The organism is Arcanobacterium pluranimalium, assembly GCF_016907845.1.
Taxonomy (GTDB): Bacteria; Actinomycetota; Actinomycetes; order Actinomycetales; family Actinomycetaceae; genus Arcanobacterium_A; species Arcanobacterium_A pluranimalium.
The window spans coordinates 1,797,102-1,813,439 of sequence record NZ_JAFBCS010000001.1 but is presented as its reverse complement, the minus strand read 5'-3'; the positions used below and the strand labels follow the sequence as shown (position 1 = coordinate 1,813,439).

The following is a 16,338-nucleotide window of genomic DNA, read 5'->3' as shown; positions in this document are numbered from 1 at the left end:
GTGCGATACTAAAGTCAACATCGGCGATCGTTTCTCGGCAGTCGCTCAGCGTCCCACCCGAGCTGCTCGCCAACACAGACACAAGAATCGAGGAAATATGGCTGAACGCGTAGAATTCTGGTTTGATCCTGCCTGCCCATGGACGTGGATTACATCGCGATGGCTCGTGGAGGTTTCACAACTGCGCAATCTGGACGTCGTTTGGAACCCATTCCGGCTCTGGCACCTCAACGAGGGCAAAGATATTTCGGCCGAATACCGGCAACATCTAGCAGAAGTGAAACTTGCTGCACAGGTTAGCGCAGGAGTTCATCACCTATTCCCGCATCAGCTCGGTGAATTCTATACAGCTCTTGGCCAGAAGTTTTTCAATTCTGGCGCACCGAAAAATGAGGCGACTATTCTCGAAGCCCTCGCCGAGTGCGGTTTGGAATCGGGCATCGTTGAACGTGCTAAGCAAGGCGAATTCGATACGCACGGAGACGAATCAACAGATCGGGCAATTGCCCTGGTGGGACAAGACGTCGGCGTGCCGATTATCGCGGTAGGAGACGTCGCGTTCTTTGGCCCAGTTCTTTCTCCTGCACCTCATGGCGACGACGCCGTCCAGCTCTGGGACGGAACACTCGCCTTAGCTCGAATCCCAGGTTTCTTCGAGTTGAAGCGCACGAGAACCTCGGGCCCTGATTTTAGCTAGTTTACGCGTTGAAGCATGTGCGCTTGAGCTGGCATATGGGCATGCATCGTTCGCATATTTGCGCATAAGTTTGCATTTTGGCAGCTCAAGAGTGGCTAATATTGAGAACTTAAGCGTAGCTAATAACGAGAATCTCCGTGATTGCGTGGTGGGGTGGTGCTGTACACTTGCGACAGCACCACCCCACCACGCTTAAAAGCACAGAATCGAAAGAATTACCAGATTCGAACTCGATCCTCAGGTGCAAGATAGAGAGCATCACCTTCGCGAACATCGAACTGTTCAGCGAAAGCGTCCACATTCTTAATCACTCCATTGCAGCGGAACTCTGCAGGGGAGTGAGGATCAGTGGCCACACTCTGAACCATCGCTTCATCGCGGCGCTTATCTTGCCAGATTCGCGCAAACGCCAGCAATACGCGTTGGATGCCGTTGTAGCCCTCGATTTGTGGCGCCTGAGCTGAGGAAGCGTATCCTGCGCGTTTCATTGCAATATTGTAGGCCTTGAGTGCAATACTCAGTCCGCCAAGATCGCCAATATTCTCACCGAGCGTCAATTCACCTTGCACATGGAATGGCGAATCTGGCGCGAACTGAGCTGGAACATAGGCTTCGTATTGATCAACCAGCGCCTTCGTACGCTTTTCAAACTCTTCGCGATCGCGTTCAGTCCACCAATTGTTAAGTTTGCCTTCGCCGTCGTACTTCGAACCCTGATCGTCAAAACCGTGCCCGATTTCGTGACCGATCACGGCGCCAATTCCACCGTAGTTCCAAGCTGAGTCAGCTTCTGGATTGAAGAACGGTGGTTGCAAAATAGCAGCTGGGAACACGATTTCGTTCGCCACCGGATTGTAATAGGCATTGACGGTCTGCGGATTCATATGCCATTCTTCGCGGTCAACTGGAGTGCCAAGTTTGCCAAGTTCATGCCAGTGCAAGAACTGTGCAGCATTGCGCATATTGCCCACAAGATCATCAGCAGTGATAACGAGTTTTGAATAATCGCGCCACTTATTCGGGTAGCCAATCTTGGTTACGAATGTGGAAAGCTTAGCCAAGGCTTTTTCTTTCGTTTCCTCGGTCATCCAGTCCAAATCCGTAATGGATTCGCGATATGCGGCGAGGAGATCGTCAACTAGCTGCTCCATCTGTGCCTTGTACTCCGGCGGGAAATGACGAGCCACGAATTCTTTACCAACGGCCTCACCAAGCACGGAGTCCACAACTCGCACACCGCGCTTCCAGCGCTCGCGGATTTCTTCTTGGCCACTGAGAATAAGGCCATAGAAGCTAAAATTGGCCTGCACGATCGCGTCCGATAGGTATGGAGCGCGCGCACGGATCACAAGCCAACGTAAGTACTCGCGCAAGTCCTCCAGATCGGCGTCGTTCCACATCTGTGCGAAACCAGTTAACGCGCGCGGAGTGTATATCAGCAGCTTGGGTGCTTGCTGCTCAGTTAAACCAAGCACGTCAAATACCGCGCTCCAATCAAAACCAGGAGCCGAAGCAATAAACTCCTCGCGGCTCATGATGTTATTGGTTTTTTCTGCGTCACGAGCTTCAACAGCGGTGAAATGAGATGACGCTATTTTCGTTTCAATCTCCACAATGTGCTCGGCTGCCTGTTTTGCCTGCTCAGCGTCTTGTTCTAAAGCAAGAGAGTAGAGGGTTGGCACAAATTCCTTATACGCGTTGAGTAGCTCAGCGTATTCGGGTGAGCGATAGAAAGATTCGTCTGGAAGCCCGATTCCAGATTGGAAAATCCACGCGATATATTCTGAAGGGTTATTTCGATCAGCGTCGACGGTGATTCCAAATGGCATATCGACGCCGCTCACGCCCAGTTGCGCAGCAGCAACCGCAAGCTCGGCCTTATTTTCGGCACTCGAAATAAGCTCAAGATCTTCGAGTAACGGGCCTGCGCCGAGGCCTTCGATGCGGGCTTCATCCATAAACGAGTTGTATAGGTCGGCGATTTTCCGCGCGTCGTCATCTTTTGCATTTTGTGCAAAATCTTCAATGATGGCTTTCACTCGTGCCTCAGAAATATTTTGCAGGTTAATGAATGTGCCAGTTGATGGCTGATCGGCAGGGATCTCGGTAGAGTCCAGCCAAGCGCCGTTGACGTGGCGGTATAGATCGTCTTGCGGGCGAATATTTTTCTGCAGCGAAGCTATAACTTCGCTGGTTACGGTATCAATTTGAGTCATATTTAGATTGTAGCGGGTAGATTCATTCGAATCTTCCCCCTTTTCTTAGTTATGCTGAGAGCATGCGAGTACATATAGCAACCGACCATGCAGGTTTTGAACTGAAAAATCATTTAGTTGAGCATCTTGGCGCCCTCGGGCATGAGGTGATCGACCACGGATACCATGTCTATGACAAGCTTGATGCCTATCCACCAGTTTGTTTTGAGTGCGCTCAAGCTGTTGTAGACGACGCCGGTTCCCTCGGTATCGTCATCGGCGGATCTGGTAATGGCGAACAGATTGCAGCTAACAAAGTTCCAGGAGTGCGTGCCGCGCTTGCGTGGAATGAATCCACAGCTCAGTTAGCTCGTGAGCACAATAACGCAAATGTGATTTCTCTGGGTGCGCGTCAGCACACGATTGAAGAAGCAACTCGGCTCGTCGAGATTTTCCTCAATACTGGCTACGACGTCGAATCGCGCCATCAATCCCGGATAGACATGATTGCCGACTTTGAAAATCAGCGTTGATCAGCAACTTATGCAAGTGGTTGGCGCGAAGCCGAACATCAGGTGAGCGATCACGTAATCGAAGTAAACCGATAATAAATATGCGTCTGGGCTAGTACATTGCAACTGGCCCAGACGTATATTCGTTTATTCTTTTCACATCAGCTTCTCAGATATAAATTGCTGGATCGATATTGAGTTCGTGCTTCGAAGCAGTTCGGTTTTGAGCTGGTATGCCCACAGCTACCATGCCAGCAGGAACATCCTTAACCACTACGGCATTCGCACCGATCTGAACGTCGTCTCCCACTGTGATCGGGCCAAGAACTTTCGCTCCCGATCCGATAGTGACGCGATTGCCAACTGTGGGGTGTCGTTTGCCTTTTTTCATGGATGTGCCACCCAGTGTGGTGCCATGAAAAATCGTGACGTCCTCACCAACTTCAGCAGTCTCGCCGATCACCACACCCATCCCGTGGTCGATAAACAGGCGTCTGCCAAGTTTAGCCGCAGGATGAATCTCAATTCCGGTTACTGCCCGTGCAATCTGCGAAAGCAAACGAGCAGGTAATCGAAGCAACAGGCTCTTTTTCCACATGAGATGGGCTAGGCGGTGCACCCACAGTGCATGCACGCCGGGGTAGACGAGCGCCACCTCAAGGGTGCTTCGAGCTGCAGGATCGTGATTCACTGCCGCTTGGAGATCTTCAATTAATTGATCTTTGAAACTGATATGCATCACATTTGCCTATTCTGCAAGACCTGCGAAAAGAGCTGTAGACACATAGCGCTCTCCAAAATCTGGAATGACCGTCACGATAGTTTTGTTTGCGTTCTCTGGGAGCTGGGCTAACTGGATAGCTGCCCACAGCGCGGCGCCGCCAGAGAAACCGGCTAGAATTCCTTCTTCGTGTGCTGCCCGGCGAGCAGTGTTGAGCGCGTCGTCGAAACTGACTGCTATGACGTCGTCGTACACAGACCGATCCAGCACCTCAGGCACGAAATTGGCCCCAATTCCCTGAATCTTGTGAGGTCCTGCGTGACCTTCGGAAAGCAGGGGAGAATCGCTTGGCTCAACGGCAATTATCTTCACGTTTGGATTTTGCTCACGTAAGTAATGCCCGGTTCCGGTGAGCGTGCCACCAGTTCCTACACCAGCCACGAAGATATCAACGTCTCCGTCCGTGTCACTCCAAATCTCCGGGCCAGTTGTGCGCTCATGAATGAGCGGATTGGCACTATTGGCGAACTGAGAGGCAAGGATAGCTTGCGGATTTTCAGCCACAATTTCCTGGGCGCGCTCAACTGCGCCCTGCATACCTTTGGCGGGTTCGGTAAGCACGAGTTCGGCGCCATAACCGCGCAGCAATGCTCTGCGCTCTTGCGACATCGACGCCGGCATCGTGAGGATCACCTTGTATCCGCGCGCAGCTCCCACCCAGGCCAGGGCAATTCCCGTATTGCCTGAGGTGGCTTCAACTATCGTTCCGCCTGGTTTGAGCGCACCGGATTTCTCGGCGGCCTCAACGATTGCTACTCCAATCCGGTCTTTGACGGAGTTGGCGGGATTGTAGAATTCGAGCTTGGCAAGCACGCGCGCCTGTGTGTGCGACGCTAGGCGGTTGATTCGCACGAGTGGGGTTTTGCCGGTCAGTTCGGTCATTGAATTAAAAATAGTCATTGAAAAGAGCTTTCTACTGTTACATATATTTCGAAAAAGAGCTAAGGCACAAGCGTGCCAGTACAAAGAGCGAGCGACAGGCATGCAAATGAGGTGCACAACTAAAGCCTGGCGCTCTAGCGACAGGTACAAAAACAGGCGTGGCACGGCAAAGGCAGGATACGAGGGATAGTCTGCATCGTTCGCCCCTTTCGCCTTGTGAGGTAATCAGCCAATGCTGGGCTACCAACCCAGCGGCCACGACGCATTTTGCGCGTGACCAAATACATTCCAAATGCGTTGCCGCTCGGGAAAACCGTTTTAGGGCAAGCCCGTTCACAATTGAAAATCCGACAACTACTTTTTCAATATACTCCCAAACTTCCAATAGAGCGTAGCAGTGTCTGCCGAGGGCTAAATATTGTTGAATATTTAATATTCTGGGGAGGTGAAACTTTCACAAGCGCCGCGAAAACTGCTCGCATATCACGACTCCAGCGCCTTGTGCGGTTGCGCTTCCGGAGCTGATCTCGGCAAGGTCTCGGAAGAAATCGTCTACGGTTGTGGTGGCGATACGCAATGTCACATTTGCGTTGTGGTAGTCGATTCCGACGACGTCGTAGCCGCGAGCGCGCAGCTCAGCTTCTGTTTTCCCGGCGGTAGCATGGGAGAGTGTGACGTCGAAACACTCCATTTGCATTTGCGTCACGACTTCTGCGCCGCTTAAGCACTCGCGCACTGAATCTGAGTAAGCGCGAACCAGGCCGCCAGTGCCTAGGAGTATTCCGCCAAAATAACGAACGACCACTACCGCGGTATCGGTGAGGCCAAATCCGGTGAGCACATCGAGCATTGGGCGTCCAGCGGTACCGGAAGGTTCGCCGTCGTCGGAAGAATTTAAGACGTCGTGTGCGCCGTGAACAGAGACGGCAAAGGCGCTGCAGTGGTGACGTGCATCGGGAAAGCGGTCTTTGATGTGCGTAACAAAGGCTCTGGCATCGTCAACGCAATCGACTCGTTGGGCAAAAGTGTAAAACCGCGATTTCTTAATTTCGATTTCGTTGGTCAGTGGTGTGTAAGAGGCCAGACGCAGTGCGGACATAGCACTATTATGACAGTTATTGTGAGTTGCGGGAGAGTGATGGTGGTTCACTTGAGAAAATGTGTGGTGTTCCTCAGCACAAAGTCAGGCTGCGAACTAGATTATTGTATGCAAACTGAGCTAAAGTAGACGTTTGTCTGCTCAAGTAAATTTTATTGAGCCTCAAGTCTGTACCGGGTTTGATATGAACCCGCTAAGTTAGGAAGGAGCGGTTGGAATGGCAGTTCCAAAGCGCAAGATGTCTCGCAGCAACACCCGCTCTCGCCGCTCCCAGTGGAAAGCTGAGCTTACTGAGCTTCAGACTGTTCGCTTTGGTGGTCGCGAGGTGCGAATCCCACGCCGTTTGGCTAAGGCTGCACAGAAGGGTCTGCTCGACTGAGCGAACTTTTTCGTAAACTTTTCTGGCTCCGCATTGTGCGGAGCCAGATTTTTATCTAACGCATAAGGGGATTCCCGTTTTTGGCTACTTTGAGCCAATAAATAGATGTTTAGCATATAAGCTGAAGCTCATTAGATCTATCTCAATATGAGATATTTTTCCAAATCGCTTGTGACTAAGGGCCTATACGTACTATTGTTCCGAGAAATGGCATTTGTTTGTGCCGCACTCGGAGAGGAGTTTGCTTTGGATCAAGTAACTGGTCAAGCAATAGCGATGATTATCTACTTCGTAGCGATGGTCATCATTGGAATTTGGGCATATACCCGCACAAAAAATGTGGACGATTATATGCTCGGTGGGCGTGATCTTAACCCAACGGTTGCAGCTCTATCCGCAGGAGCTTCGGATATGTCTGGATGGCTGCTGATGGGTCTACCAGGCGCGCTGTATATCAGTGGTCTTGTTGAAGCATGGATTGCCGTCGGTCTTACTGTGGGAGCTTGGGTAAACTGGAAAGTCGTAGCACCGCGGCTACGTTCCTACACTCAAGTGGCAGGCAATTCGATTACGGTTCCCTCATTCCTTGGTAATCGTTTGCGCGATTCAAGCCGTTCTGTCCGGATTGTGGCAGGACTTATTATCTTCGTGTTCTTTACGTTCTACGTCTCGTCTGGCATGGTTGCTGGCGGCGTATTCTTTGAGTCTGCCTTTGGTATGGATTACCACCTTGGCATGACTTTGGTGGCTGGAGTGGTAGTTCTCTACACACTCGTTGGCGGCTTCTTGGCTGTTTCGTGGACCGATATGGTGCAGGGTCTGATGATGCTGGCCGCTCTCGTTGCTGTTCCGATTGCAGGTGTTATTGCGCTTGGTGGCTTCGGAAATCTCGCTGATGGGATCATGGCCGAAAATCCGCATTTCGTATCGCCTTTTGGAGGCGCGACTGTAATCGGCGTAATCTCGGCTCTGGCCTGGGGCTTGGGATACTTTGGGCAGCCGCATATCATCGTTCGCTTCATGGCTCTACGCAGTCCATCTGAAGCGAAGCAAGCTCGCCGAATTGGAATCGGCTGGATGTTGCTCTCAGTTATCGGTGCTGGTGGCACGGCCATGGTTGGAATCGCCGCACATAATGTTGGCCTTTTTAAAGTTGGGAAAGAAAAGGCAGAATCTGTCTTTATTATTGCTGGTCAGAGCATGTTCCCGTCGATTATTGCTGGATTTATGCTCGCAGCTATTCTCGCCGCAATCATGTCGACCATTTCCTCACAGCTTTTGGTGACGTCTTCGGCGGTTGTGGAGGACATCTTCAATGCCAAGGGCAATCGTAAGGCTGATGCTTCTTATGGCTTGACTATCAGCCGACTGACTGTTTTGGCTGTATCGGTTCTAGCTGCTGTTTTTGCCTGGTATAAGACGGATTCGATTCTTAACTTGGTCGCTTTTGCTTGGGCTGGGTTCGGCGCGGCGTTTGGCCCGATCGTCGTCTTGGCTCTGTACTGGCGTAAGCTCACATGGCAAGGTGCTTTAGCTGGAATGGTAACCGGAGCTGTGACTGTAGGTATCTGGGGTGCATTCAAGATTTTCGGTCTGTATGAGATTCTGCCCGGATTCCTATTTGCAACACTTGTGGCGTATGCGGTGTCTTTGCTTACGTACAAATTCAATCCTGAGATTGATGCTGAGTTCACCGCCGCAGTTAGGCTTTCGCGTGCTACTGGTGCTGAGATAGACGCCGAATACGGCGCCGGTTCAGCCTATGAAGCGCTGAAGTTCAATCCAGATGGACAGGTTATTCGTTAACTTGTCTTTTGCGTCGATCGCAAATGCCCCGTTTTGTCCGAAAGGGTAGGACGGGGTATTTGGCGCGTAAAGCAATATTTTCATTAAATCACAACAAAAGCGCACTGTTGCTAGTGCATTCTCAGTGAAAAGGTATTTCATGATGAACTTTGAAGAAATTGGTCGCCGCGCTGAAACGCGTGCTCAGCATTGGCTGGCAGATTCCAAAAATTACCCCAACGATCGCGCTGCACTACTCCTTGCAAAGACGCTCCAAGACCCCAAGGGACTAGACTTCACAGTCGAGTTCGTCGACGGTGTTATTCGCCCTGAAGATAAGAAAGTTGCAGCTCAAACGATTGCGAAATTAGCTTCACAGGGGCCTAGCTTCTTGCCAAGCTACCTGCGCGCCCCGTTGAAACTCGGTGGCGTGGTGGCGCCAATGTTCCCCGGCGTCGTCGTACCTGCTGCAACGAAAGTATTTCAGCAGCTCGTGGGCGACCTCGTACTTGACGCCAAAGGAAAAGGGCTCACGGATTCTATCGCGCGACTCAAAGCAAAAGGTGCGCGTCTGAACATGAACCTCTTGGGTGAAGCTGTGCTTGGCAATAAAGAAGCAGCTAAACGCATGGAAGACACGATCAAGCTTCTCGAGCGCGACGACGTTGATTACGTCTCGATGAAGGTTTCGGCGGTCATTGGCCCTCATAATCCGTGGGCATATGAGGAAGCAGTTGAGAACGCCGTCGATGCGCTACTTCCTCTCTATACGCGGGCAAATTCGTACTCGCCAAAGAAATTCGTGAATTTGGATATGGAAGAATACCACGACCTTCATATGACGATCGATGTGTTCAAACGAATTCTTGAGCGTCCGGAATTCCACGAACTGCGCGCCGGAATCGTGCTTCAAGCCTATTTGCCCGATGCCCTACCAGCAATGGAAGACCTGCAAAAATGGGCAGCGGCTCGCGTTGCCAATGGCGGCGCTCCGATCAAGGTGCGTGTGGTCAAGGGTGCTAACCTCTCGATGGAACGTGTGGCTGCGGCGGTGCACGGCTGGGAGCTGGTGACACAGCCGAGCAAAGAGCACACAGATGCGAACTATATCCGTGTTCTCGAGTATGCGCTGCGTCCAGAGCATATTAAGAACGTCAATATTGGCGTGGCAGGAATGAACCTTTTCACTGCTGCTTTCGCGTTTGAACTCGCCAAAGACCGCGGTATTTTGAATGGTAACGATGTGGAGTTTGAGATGCTTTCGGGTATGGCGGCTCCGCAAGCTGCGGCGATGACGAAAGATGTGGGGCATTTGCTCTACTACGTTCCGGTCGTGAACCCTGAAGAGTACGACGTTGCAATTGCCTACCTGGTGCGACGTCTCGAAGAGAACGCTTTGCCTGCGAACTTTATGTCGTCTATCTTCGAGATTGCCGACGACGAAAGTTTGCTTGCGCGCGAGCGGGGACGTTTCAATGCGGCGCTTTCGCACGCATTTTCCGACGCCGTTGGGCCGCGTCGTCTACAGGATCGCACTGCTGAGAGCGAAGACGTGCTGCGTTCTTACCTCGTTGATGAAAACGGGGAGTGGACGTTCCAAAACACCCCAGACTCGGATCCGTCCTTGCCTGCCAACCAGAAGTGGGCACGCGAAATTGCTGGTCGTATGAAGGATTCCACGCTCGGTGCCAAAGTACTGAAGGATGCGCGTGTTGACGACGTTGAGGCTCTCAACAAAATTGTGGGCGAAGCGGCGGAAGCAGGCGCTGCATGGGCAGCTAAATCTGGGGCTGAACGCGCTGAAGTCATTCATCGAGTGGGTATCGAGCTGGCTAAGCGCCGTGCTGAGCTCATCGAAGTTGCTGGATCAGAAGCTGGAAAAGCGCTCGATCAAGGTGACGTAGAAGTTTCTGAGGCAGTGGATTTCGCCCATTACTATGCTGAGCAGGCTAAACTGTTGGATAACCTACCTGGAGCGATTTACGAGCCGTCACGCGTCGTCGTCGTAACTCCGCCGTGGAACTTCCCGATGGCGATCCCGGCAGGCGGAGTGCTAGCTGCACTTGCGGCAGGATCTGGCGTGGTATTTAAGCCGTCTTCGGAAGCAGCGCGTACGGGCGCAGTATTGGCTCAGATTATGTGGGACGCAGGCGTGCCGCGCGAACTGCTCAAGTTTGTGGATCTTTCTGAGCGTGAGCTGGGCAAGGAGCTTATTACTCATCCGCTGGTTGATCGGGTGATCTTGACAGGCTCCATCGACACGGCAAAGTTGTTCAAGTCTTGGCGTCCTGACCTGGGTCTACTTGCCGAAACTTCGGGTAAAGATTCGATTATCGTCACTCCACATGCTGATCTTGATCTTGCGGTCAAGGACGTGATTACCTCGGCATTCGGACACGCGGGGCAGAAGTGTTCAGCTTGTTCGACGGTTATTTTGGTTGGGTCTGTGGCTCGATCCGAGCGTTTCCGCAGGCAGTTGCTTGATGGCGTGAAGTCTTTGCGCGTGGGCTGGCCGTGGGATCTTGAAACGCAGATGGGTCCACTTGTTATGCCAGCTGCAGGTAAATTGCTGCGTGGATTGACTACGCTTGGTGAGGGGGAGAGCTGGGCAATCAAACCTCAGCAGCTTGACGATTCGGGCAAGTTGTGGAGTCCGGGTGTGCGGGCTGGGGTTAAGCCTGGTTCTGAGTACCATCTCACGGAGTACTTCGGTCCGATTTTGGGCATTATGACTGCCCAGACGCTTGAGGAAGCAATCGAACTTCAAAATGCCACCGATTTTGGCCTCACCGCTGGTATCCATTCGCTCGATCCTGATGAGATTAATTACTGGTTGGAGAACGTTAAAGCAGGTAATGCTTATGTGAACCGCGGTATTACAGGTGCGATTGTGCGCCGTCAGCCGTTCGGAGGATGGAAGCGTTCCGCGGTTGGTGCTGGTACTAAAGCTGGTGGGCCGTCCTATCTCTTTGGGCTTGGTAGCTTCAAGCGCGATGAAAGTGTGGCGAATGTGCCCGAGGGAACCTTGAGTATGCCGGTGCTTGTCAAAGCCAACGAACTAGGGAATGGCGAAGATCAAGTTTTCTTGAGCACCTTACTGCACTCTGCCGATGTGGAAATTGGCCGTGAGTTCGGGGTTGGTCATGATCCATCTGATCTGGGAGTGGAGCGCAATGTGCTCCGTTATCGCCCTGCGGCGGTGACTATCCGGTTGAGCGAGGGAGAGGCGCACTGGCAACTCGCGGCGCTTGCGGGTGCCGCATTGGCCGTAGGAGCTAAGCTTGACGTTTCGGCGCCTACTGATCTACCTGAGCAGGTTCAGTCTTTCCTCACGGCTCACGGTGTGTCGTTGCGCTTGGAGAGCGACGCCGATTTCCGGGCTTCGGTAGCGGCCTGGGCGAAACACGCTGGTTTTGATGCGCGAATTCGTCTGATTGGCGGCGATGCCTCGGCATTGATGGCGGAGCTTCCGGCAGAGTCGGTTGCTGATGTGGCCGTGTGGAGTGGTCCGGTAACGCTCAATGCGCGAGTGGAACTCATTCCATTTGTGCAAGAGCAGGCGGTTTCCTTTACGAATCACCGCTTTGGCAATCCAACGCGATTGAGCGATGAGGTTATTATCTGAGCAAGTGCTGAGAAGATGAGTTGATCGAATGCGAGTGTGGGTGGGAATACTTTTCCCACCCACACTCGCATTGATGCACCAACTGGCCACAGTACCTCTTCGTAGCGATAGTTATTTCCAAAAGTGATAGTGTGCAATAGGGCACTAAGTGGACGAATAGGATAAAAGTCATTCTCTAAAGCCGTCAGTAAGGATAGGCTAACCTAAGTAGTTTTTCTTGACTACTGTTCTCATACTATCGGAAGGATATCTATGCGCCGCAAATTTAAGCGTTCCCTCGCATTGATTACAGCATCGCTTATGGCACTTGCAGTGAGTGCGTGTTCAACAGGTGAAAAATCTAAAGATTCCATGAATTCCGGTGCTAAAGAAAGCTCCTTGCGGGTATTTGCCACCACCGGATATTTGGCAGACGCCGTTAGTAATATCGCACCGGGAGCCAAGGTGTACACCATGGTCAAGCCAGGAGGTGACCCTCATACCTACCAGCCCAGCACCAAAGACATTGAAGAGCTCAACGCGGCCGACGCCGTCGTCTGGAATGGACTCCACCTGGAAGCGCTGATGACGAAACAGCTACAAGGAATGGGAAAGAAGCAGATCGCCGTCGGTGATCAATTGCCCAAAGACAAACTGCTTCCATGGCCCGAAAAAGACGACGCGGGTCATGAGCTGCACGATCCACACATCTGGAACTCACCAGAAAACTGGCAGCTCGTAGTAGAAGAAGTCGCCAAGCATCTAGGTAAACTCGATCCAAAGAATGCCGATCAATACCTACAAAATGCCAAGTCCTACAATAAGAAGATCGATGAAGCTGACGCTCAAGCGAAAAAAGTTCTATCGAGTATTCCGGCCGATCAGCGAAATCTCGTGACGGGTCACGATGCCTTCAACTACCTTGGCAAACGTTATAACCTCCAGATTTTCGCAACAGATTTCGTGACGTCCGAAGCTGAAAAATCTGCAAGTGAACTCAACGATCTCGCCCAAATGATCGCCACCAAGAAAATCAAGACGATCTTTGTAGATAATCTCCAAAATCCACAGGCAGTTAAATCACTTCAAGAAAATGTGAAGTCAAAAGGATGGGACGTCAAGATATCTGACGAAGAACTCTTCGCTGATTCCTTGGGAGACAAAGAACCAGTAAACACCTACCTTGGCGTGCTAAAACACAACACTGAGGCGATTGCCAAGGGACTAGGAAACAAGTAAGAGCAGTGCATAGAAGAGATACGTCTGCATGACGTTCCGTAGCATATGCCGTTTTATTTGGAGGAAAGTGTGATGACACCGGTATTGAGCGTGACTGATATGTGTGTTGCTTACCGAGAAGAGTTAGTGCTTGATCGGGTGAGCTTTGAGCTTCCTGCAGGAGAAATTATGGGGATAGTTGGCCCTAATGGAGCAGGAAAATCGACACTCATGCGAGCTATGCTCGATTTGGTTCCCACACTTGCGGGCGAAGCAGCGTTTTTCGGGAAACAACTTCGCCACGTGCGTAAACGCATAGGATATATGCCGCAGCAGTCCGACGTGGACTGGGATTTTCCTGCTACCGTTTACGACGTCGTGATGATGGGAACCTATGGCTCCCTCGGATGGCTGCGACGCCCGCGCTCCGAACAAAAAGATGCCGTATGGCGAACGCTTGAACAAGTAGGTATATCTCATCTAGCTGAACGGCAAATCGGACAATTATCTGGCGGGCAAAAACAGCGCACATTTTTAGCGCGCACGCTTGTGGCAGATCCTGATTTGATCTTGATGGACGAACCGTTTGCCGGAGTGGATGCTGCCTCGGAAAAGGCAATAGTCAAGGCGCTCATTGATTTGCGCGCGAAAGGAAAAACCATCGTGCTTGTGCACCACGATCTGTCCACGTTAGCGAATTTTTGCTCCTGGGTGCTGTTACTCAATAAATGTGTAACTGCTGCTGGTCCGATCCACGATGTGTTCCACCCACATATGGTCGAAAAAACTTACGGCGTTGCTCACCACATCGAAGTGCCGCTGTTGATGCAGCCGAAGACGCCGGTGAGGTAACTGCTCGTGGATTTGATCGCTTTTCTTTCTACTCACTCTTATCGAATCATCTCGATCGGCACATTCATGATTGGGCTGGTATGCGGGGTGCTCGGTTGTTTTCTGTACGTAAGACGCCAGTCTTTGCTATCAGACGTGATTGGTCATGCCTCCACCCTCGGTGTGATGGGCGCGTTCATCGTGGCATCGGCGGTATTTGGCGTTGATGGACGCTCTTTGATTGTGCTCGTGATTGGATCCGTTTTAGCTGCTCTTGTGGCAGTGTTGCTCTCTGATTGGATTGCGCGCACGACGCCTCTTGGCGACGACACCACGATGGCTGTTATGCTCGCCCTCTTCTACGGAGGAGGCCTCGTGCTGCTACGAGTTATCATTCACGGGAGCTTCCCTGGTAAAGGAGGGATTTCCTCGGCTTTGCTTGGATCGGCGACGTCGTTGACGATTTCTGATGTATTAACGATTGCCGTTTTGGGTGCGATGTGTTTGGTGATCGTCGTCCTGTTCAGAAAAGAATTCTCCGCATTTTGTTTCGATCCGCAATTCGTGAGTGTGCAAGGATTTTCGCCCAAATTTCTCACGCCATTATTGCTTGGTCCTACAGTAGTAGCTGTTGTGCTTGGAGTGAAAGCAGTGGGTCTAATCCTGATGGTGGCCTTTGCGATTATTCCGCCCGCTGCAGCTCGTCAATGGGCTAATCGGCTCTTGCCAATGGCGATTATTGCAGGACTAGTAGGAGGTCTATCCTCGGTGCTCGGCACCTGGCTATCAGTCTCGCTTGGTTCAGTGCCCACCGGGCCTGTGATCGTGCTGATACTTACATTTACACTGCTATTTTCACTCGTATGCTCGCCACGACGATCCTTGGTGATGCAAAAAATACGGCGGGTGCGGCGTCGTCGTGAACTACAGCGGCGAATCGCGCAAGAGATCGGAGCGCACTGATGAGTGTGGCAATTTCGGTACTGATGCTGGCGATAATTACCTCGATTACGTGCGCCGTTGCTGGGGTGTTTTTGGTGGTGCGCAAACAGTCGATGTTTGCAGACGCTATGAGCCACGGCATGCTGCCAGGGATCGTCTTGGCAGCGTGGATCATTGGCTCAATCGATTCGCCGGGACTCATTATAGGCGCAGCGTTCATGGGAATGATCATCGTATTTGCTTCTGAAGCCTTGCGTCTCACTGGCCTCGTCAATGCTGACGCGACGATCGGCGTGTTCTTCCCGGCGCTGTTCTCGCTGGGCGTGGTGATGCTTTCGACTGTATTTTCGAAGATTCACCTGCATGAAGATGCGGTTTTGGAAGGCGATTTAAATATTGCATCGATAACGCATCTTGTGATTGGCGACGTCGATTTTGGGCCGGTGCACTTTTGGGTCATGCTGGGAGTGTTGATATTTGACGCATTGTGTTTTGTGATATTGTGGCGCGCTTTGATCGTCACGACCTTTGATCCGCAGCTGGCCAAGCTGCACGGTTATCCGGTGCGGGCGGTTAATTATGCACTGATGTTCGTTGTGTCTATTACTATCACTGCTGCGTTTAAGGTGGCAGGGGCGGTTTTGGTTGTGGCGTTGCTGATCGTTCCAGCTGCTACAGCGCGGCTTTTAACTCGCAAAATGACTTCGATGATGGCAATGACTGTGCTGATTTCCATCATTGTGGCTGTGGTGGGATTTGGGATTTCATATCAGTTTGATCTAGCGACATCAGCGATGATGGCAACTGTTGAAGGTGTTACGTTTTTGCTGGTCTTTTTCGCGATGCGTATTGTGTGGCGTCAGCGCCGGCGCAGCGAATACCGGCGACGCCGCCGCGAATCACTGACGGACGGTGCGTATGTAGCCGTTTAATGCTTGTGTAATCGCTGAGGTCAGCAAGGATTTGTGTAGAGAATTCGTATAGAGAAAAGGGAAGGGCTCTATGCGAGAGAATCGCGCCGCGCATTGAGGATTGGGATGTGTGGCGCGATTCGTTTTTTGGGGAGTGATCATAAACGGCAAAATATGCGAGTTTTGGTGCGCTTTTGGCAACATCTCGATATATATCGACTAGTTGCAAAAAGCGCACCAAAAAGGACTCGCGGGGCGCCCGCTCTGATAAAAACTCAGGACGCCCGCTCTGATAAAACGCGGGGGCCCCGCTTTCATGCGGGTTCGATTCCCACCCCATGGCAGCACAAAAAATGCAGCCAAGAAAACTTGGCTGCATAAAATTCGAGCGAGTGACGGGAATCGAACCCGCGTCATCTGCTTGGAAGGCAGAGGCTTTACCATTAAGCTACACTCGCGTTGCCAGCTGAGCCGACTGTAAGAGTTTAGCAAGAAAATGCAC

The 16,338-nt window shown here is 51.7% G+C and carries 13 protein-coding genes and 1 tRNA gene; 9 read left to right on the top strand and 5 right to left on the bottom strand.

Annotated elements, in window-relative coordinates:
- Positions 1–97 precede the first annotated feature (97 nt).
- A complete protein-coding gene (locus JOD55_RS07850) occupies positions 98–697 on the top strand; it encodes a mycothiol-dependent nitroreductase Rv2466c family protein (RefSeq protein WP_204399462.1) in 600 nt (199 codons plus the stop codon).
- A 215-nt stretch (positions 698–912) separates the two neighbouring features.
- Here the strand turns inward: JOD55_RS07850 and JOD55_RS07845 are convergent, their stop codons facing one another.
- Entirely contained in the window at positions 913–2,913 is a 2,001-nt protein-coding gene (locus JOD55_RS07845; protein WP_204399461.1) for a M13 family metallopeptidase, read from the bottom strand.
- A gap of 62 nt (positions 2,914–2,975) precedes the next feature.
- Here JOD55_RS07845 and JOD55_RS07840 point away from each other — a divergent pair, with 62 nt between their 5' ends.
- Positions 2,976–3,425 (top strand): ribose-5-phosphate isomerase, encoded by a 450-nt coding sequence (locus JOD55_RS07840; RefSeq protein ID WP_204399460.1) that lies wholly within the window; start codon positions 2,976–2,978, stop codon positions 3,423–3,425.
- 148 nt (positions 3,426–3,573) lie between these two features.
- Here JOD55_RS07840 and epsC read toward each other — a convergent pair whose 3' ends face one another.
- The 3 genes from epsC to JOD55_RS07825 all read right to left on the bottom strand — a co-directional run bounded on the left by epsC (position 3,574) and on the right by JOD55_RS07825 (position 6,166).
- Entirely contained in the window at positions 3,574–4,143 is a 570-nt protein-coding gene (gene epsC, locus JOD55_RS07835) for a serine O-acetyltransferase EpsC (RefSeq protein ID WP_204399459.1), read from the bottom strand.
- 9 nt (positions 4,144–4,152) lie between these two features.
- Positions 4,153–5,085 carry a cysteine synthase A gene (gene cysK / locus JOD55_RS07830; RefSeq protein ID WP_204399458.1) on the bottom strand — a complete coding sequence of 311 codons (933 nt, stop codon included), beginning with the start codon at positions 5,083–5,085 and terminating at the stop codon, positions 4,153–4,155.
- A gap of 436 nt (positions 5,086–5,521) precedes the next feature.
- Entirely contained in the window at positions 5,522–6,166 is a 645-nt protein-coding gene (locus tag JOD55_RS07825; RefSeq protein ID WP_204399457.1) for a YigZ family protein, read from the bottom strand.
- A gap of 217 nt (positions 6,167–6,383) precedes the next feature.
- On the opposite strand from JOD55_RS07825, the gene rpmF reads away from it, so the two are divergent.
- From rpmF to JOD55_RS07790, 7 genes are all read left to right on the top strand, one after another.
- Positions 6,384–6,545 (top strand): 50S ribosomal protein L32, encoded by a 162-nt coding sequence (rpmF, locus tag JOD55_RS07820; protein WP_124055100.1) that lies wholly within the window; start codon positions 6,384–6,386, stop codon positions 6,543–6,545.
- Between the two features lie 246 nt (positions 6,546–6,791).
- Positions 6,792–8,351 (top strand): sodium/proline symporter PutP, encoded by a 1,560-nt coding sequence (putP, locus tag JOD55_RS07815; protein WP_204399456.1) that lies wholly within the window; start codon positions 6,792–6,794, stop codon positions 8,349–8,351.
- A 139-nt stretch (positions 8,352–8,490) separates the two neighbouring features.
- Positions 8,491–11,955: a proline dehydrogenase family protein gene (locus tag JOD55_RS07810; RefSeq protein WP_204399455.1), complete on the top strand. Its 3,465-nt coding sequence runs from the start codon at positions 8,491–8,493 to the stop codon at positions 11,953–11,955.
- A 252-nt stretch (positions 11,956–12,207) separates the two neighbouring features.
- Positions 12,208–13,173, top strand: coding sequence for a metal ABC transporter substrate-binding protein (locus JOD55_RS07805; RefSeq protein WP_131281983.1), 966 nt, complete (start codon positions 12,208–12,210; stop codon positions 13,171–13,173).
- Positions 13,174–13,245: 72 nt separating this feature from the next.
- Positions 13,246–14,004 (top strand): metal ABC transporter ATP-binding protein, encoded by a 759-nt coding sequence (locus JOD55_RS07800; RefSeq protein WP_204399454.1) that lies wholly within the window; start codon positions 13,246–13,248, stop codon positions 14,002–14,004.
- 6 nt (positions 14,005–14,010) lie between these two features.
- Positions 14,011–14,946: a metal ABC transporter permease gene (locus tag JOD55_RS07795; protein WP_338022230.1), complete on the top strand. Its 936-nt coding sequence runs from the start codon at positions 14,011–14,013 to the stop codon at positions 14,944–14,946.
- Positions 14,946–15,857 (top strand): metal ABC transporter permease, encoded by a 912-nt coding sequence (locus tag JOD55_RS07790; protein WP_204399453.1) that lies wholly within the window; start codon positions 14,946–14,948, stop codon positions 15,855–15,857. The genes JOD55_RS07795 and JOD55_RS07790 overlap by 1 nt, the downstream gene beginning before the upstream one ends.
- Positions 15,858–16,223: 366 nt before the next feature.
- Here the strand turns inward: JOD55_RS07790 and JOD55_RS07785 are convergent.
- Positions 16,224–16,294: transfer RNA gene (locus tag JOD55_RS07785), tRNA-Gly, on the bottom strand.
- Positions 16,295–16,338 lie beyond the last annotated feature (44 nt).

Excerpts from the sequence above, each read along its gene's own strand:
- rpmF (WP_124055100.1), top strand. The coding sequence starts at position 6,384 with ATGGCAGTTCCAAAGCGCAAGATGTCTCGCAGCAACACCCGCTCTCGC.
- JOD55_RS07810 (WP_204399455.1), top strand. The coding sequence starts at position 8,491 with ATGATGAACTTTGAAGAAATTGGTCGCCGCGCTGAAACGCGTGCTCAG.
- JOD55_RS07805 (WP_131281983.1), top strand. The coding sequence starts at position 12,208 with ATGCGCCGCAAATTTAAGCGTTCCCTCGCATTGATTACAGCATCGCTT.
- JOD55_RS07790 (WP_204399453.1), top strand. The coding sequence starts at position 14,946 with ATGAGTGTGGCAATTTCGGTACTGATGCTGGCGATAATTACCTCGATT.
- JOD55_RS07850 (WP_204399462.1), top strand. The coding sequence starts at position 98 with ATGGCTGAACGCGTAGAATTCTGGTTTGATCCTGCCTGCCCATGGACG.
- epsC (WP_204399459.1), bottom strand. The coding sequence starts at position 4,143 with ATGCATATCAGTTTCAAAGATCAATTAATTGAAGATCTCCAAGCGGCA.
- JOD55_RS07825 (WP_204399457.1), bottom strand. The coding sequence starts at position 6,166 with ATGTCCGCACTGCGTCTGGCCTCTTACACACCACTGACCAACGAAATC.
- cysK (WP_204399458.1), bottom strand. The coding sequence starts at position 5,085 with ATGACTATTTTTAATTCAATGACCGAACTGACCGGCAAAACCCCACTC.
- JOD55_RS07840 (WP_204399460.1), top strand. The coding sequence starts at position 2,976 with ATGCGAGTACATATAGCAACCGACCATGCAGGTTTTGAACTGAAAAAT.
- JOD55_RS07800 (WP_204399454.1), top strand. The coding sequence starts at position 13,246 with ATGACACCGGTATTGAGCGTGACTGATATGTGTGTTGCTTACCGAGAA.
- JOD55_RS07845 (WP_204399461.1), bottom strand. The coding sequence starts at position 2,913 with ATGACTCAAATTGATACCGTAACCAGCGAAGTTATAGCTTCGCTGCAG.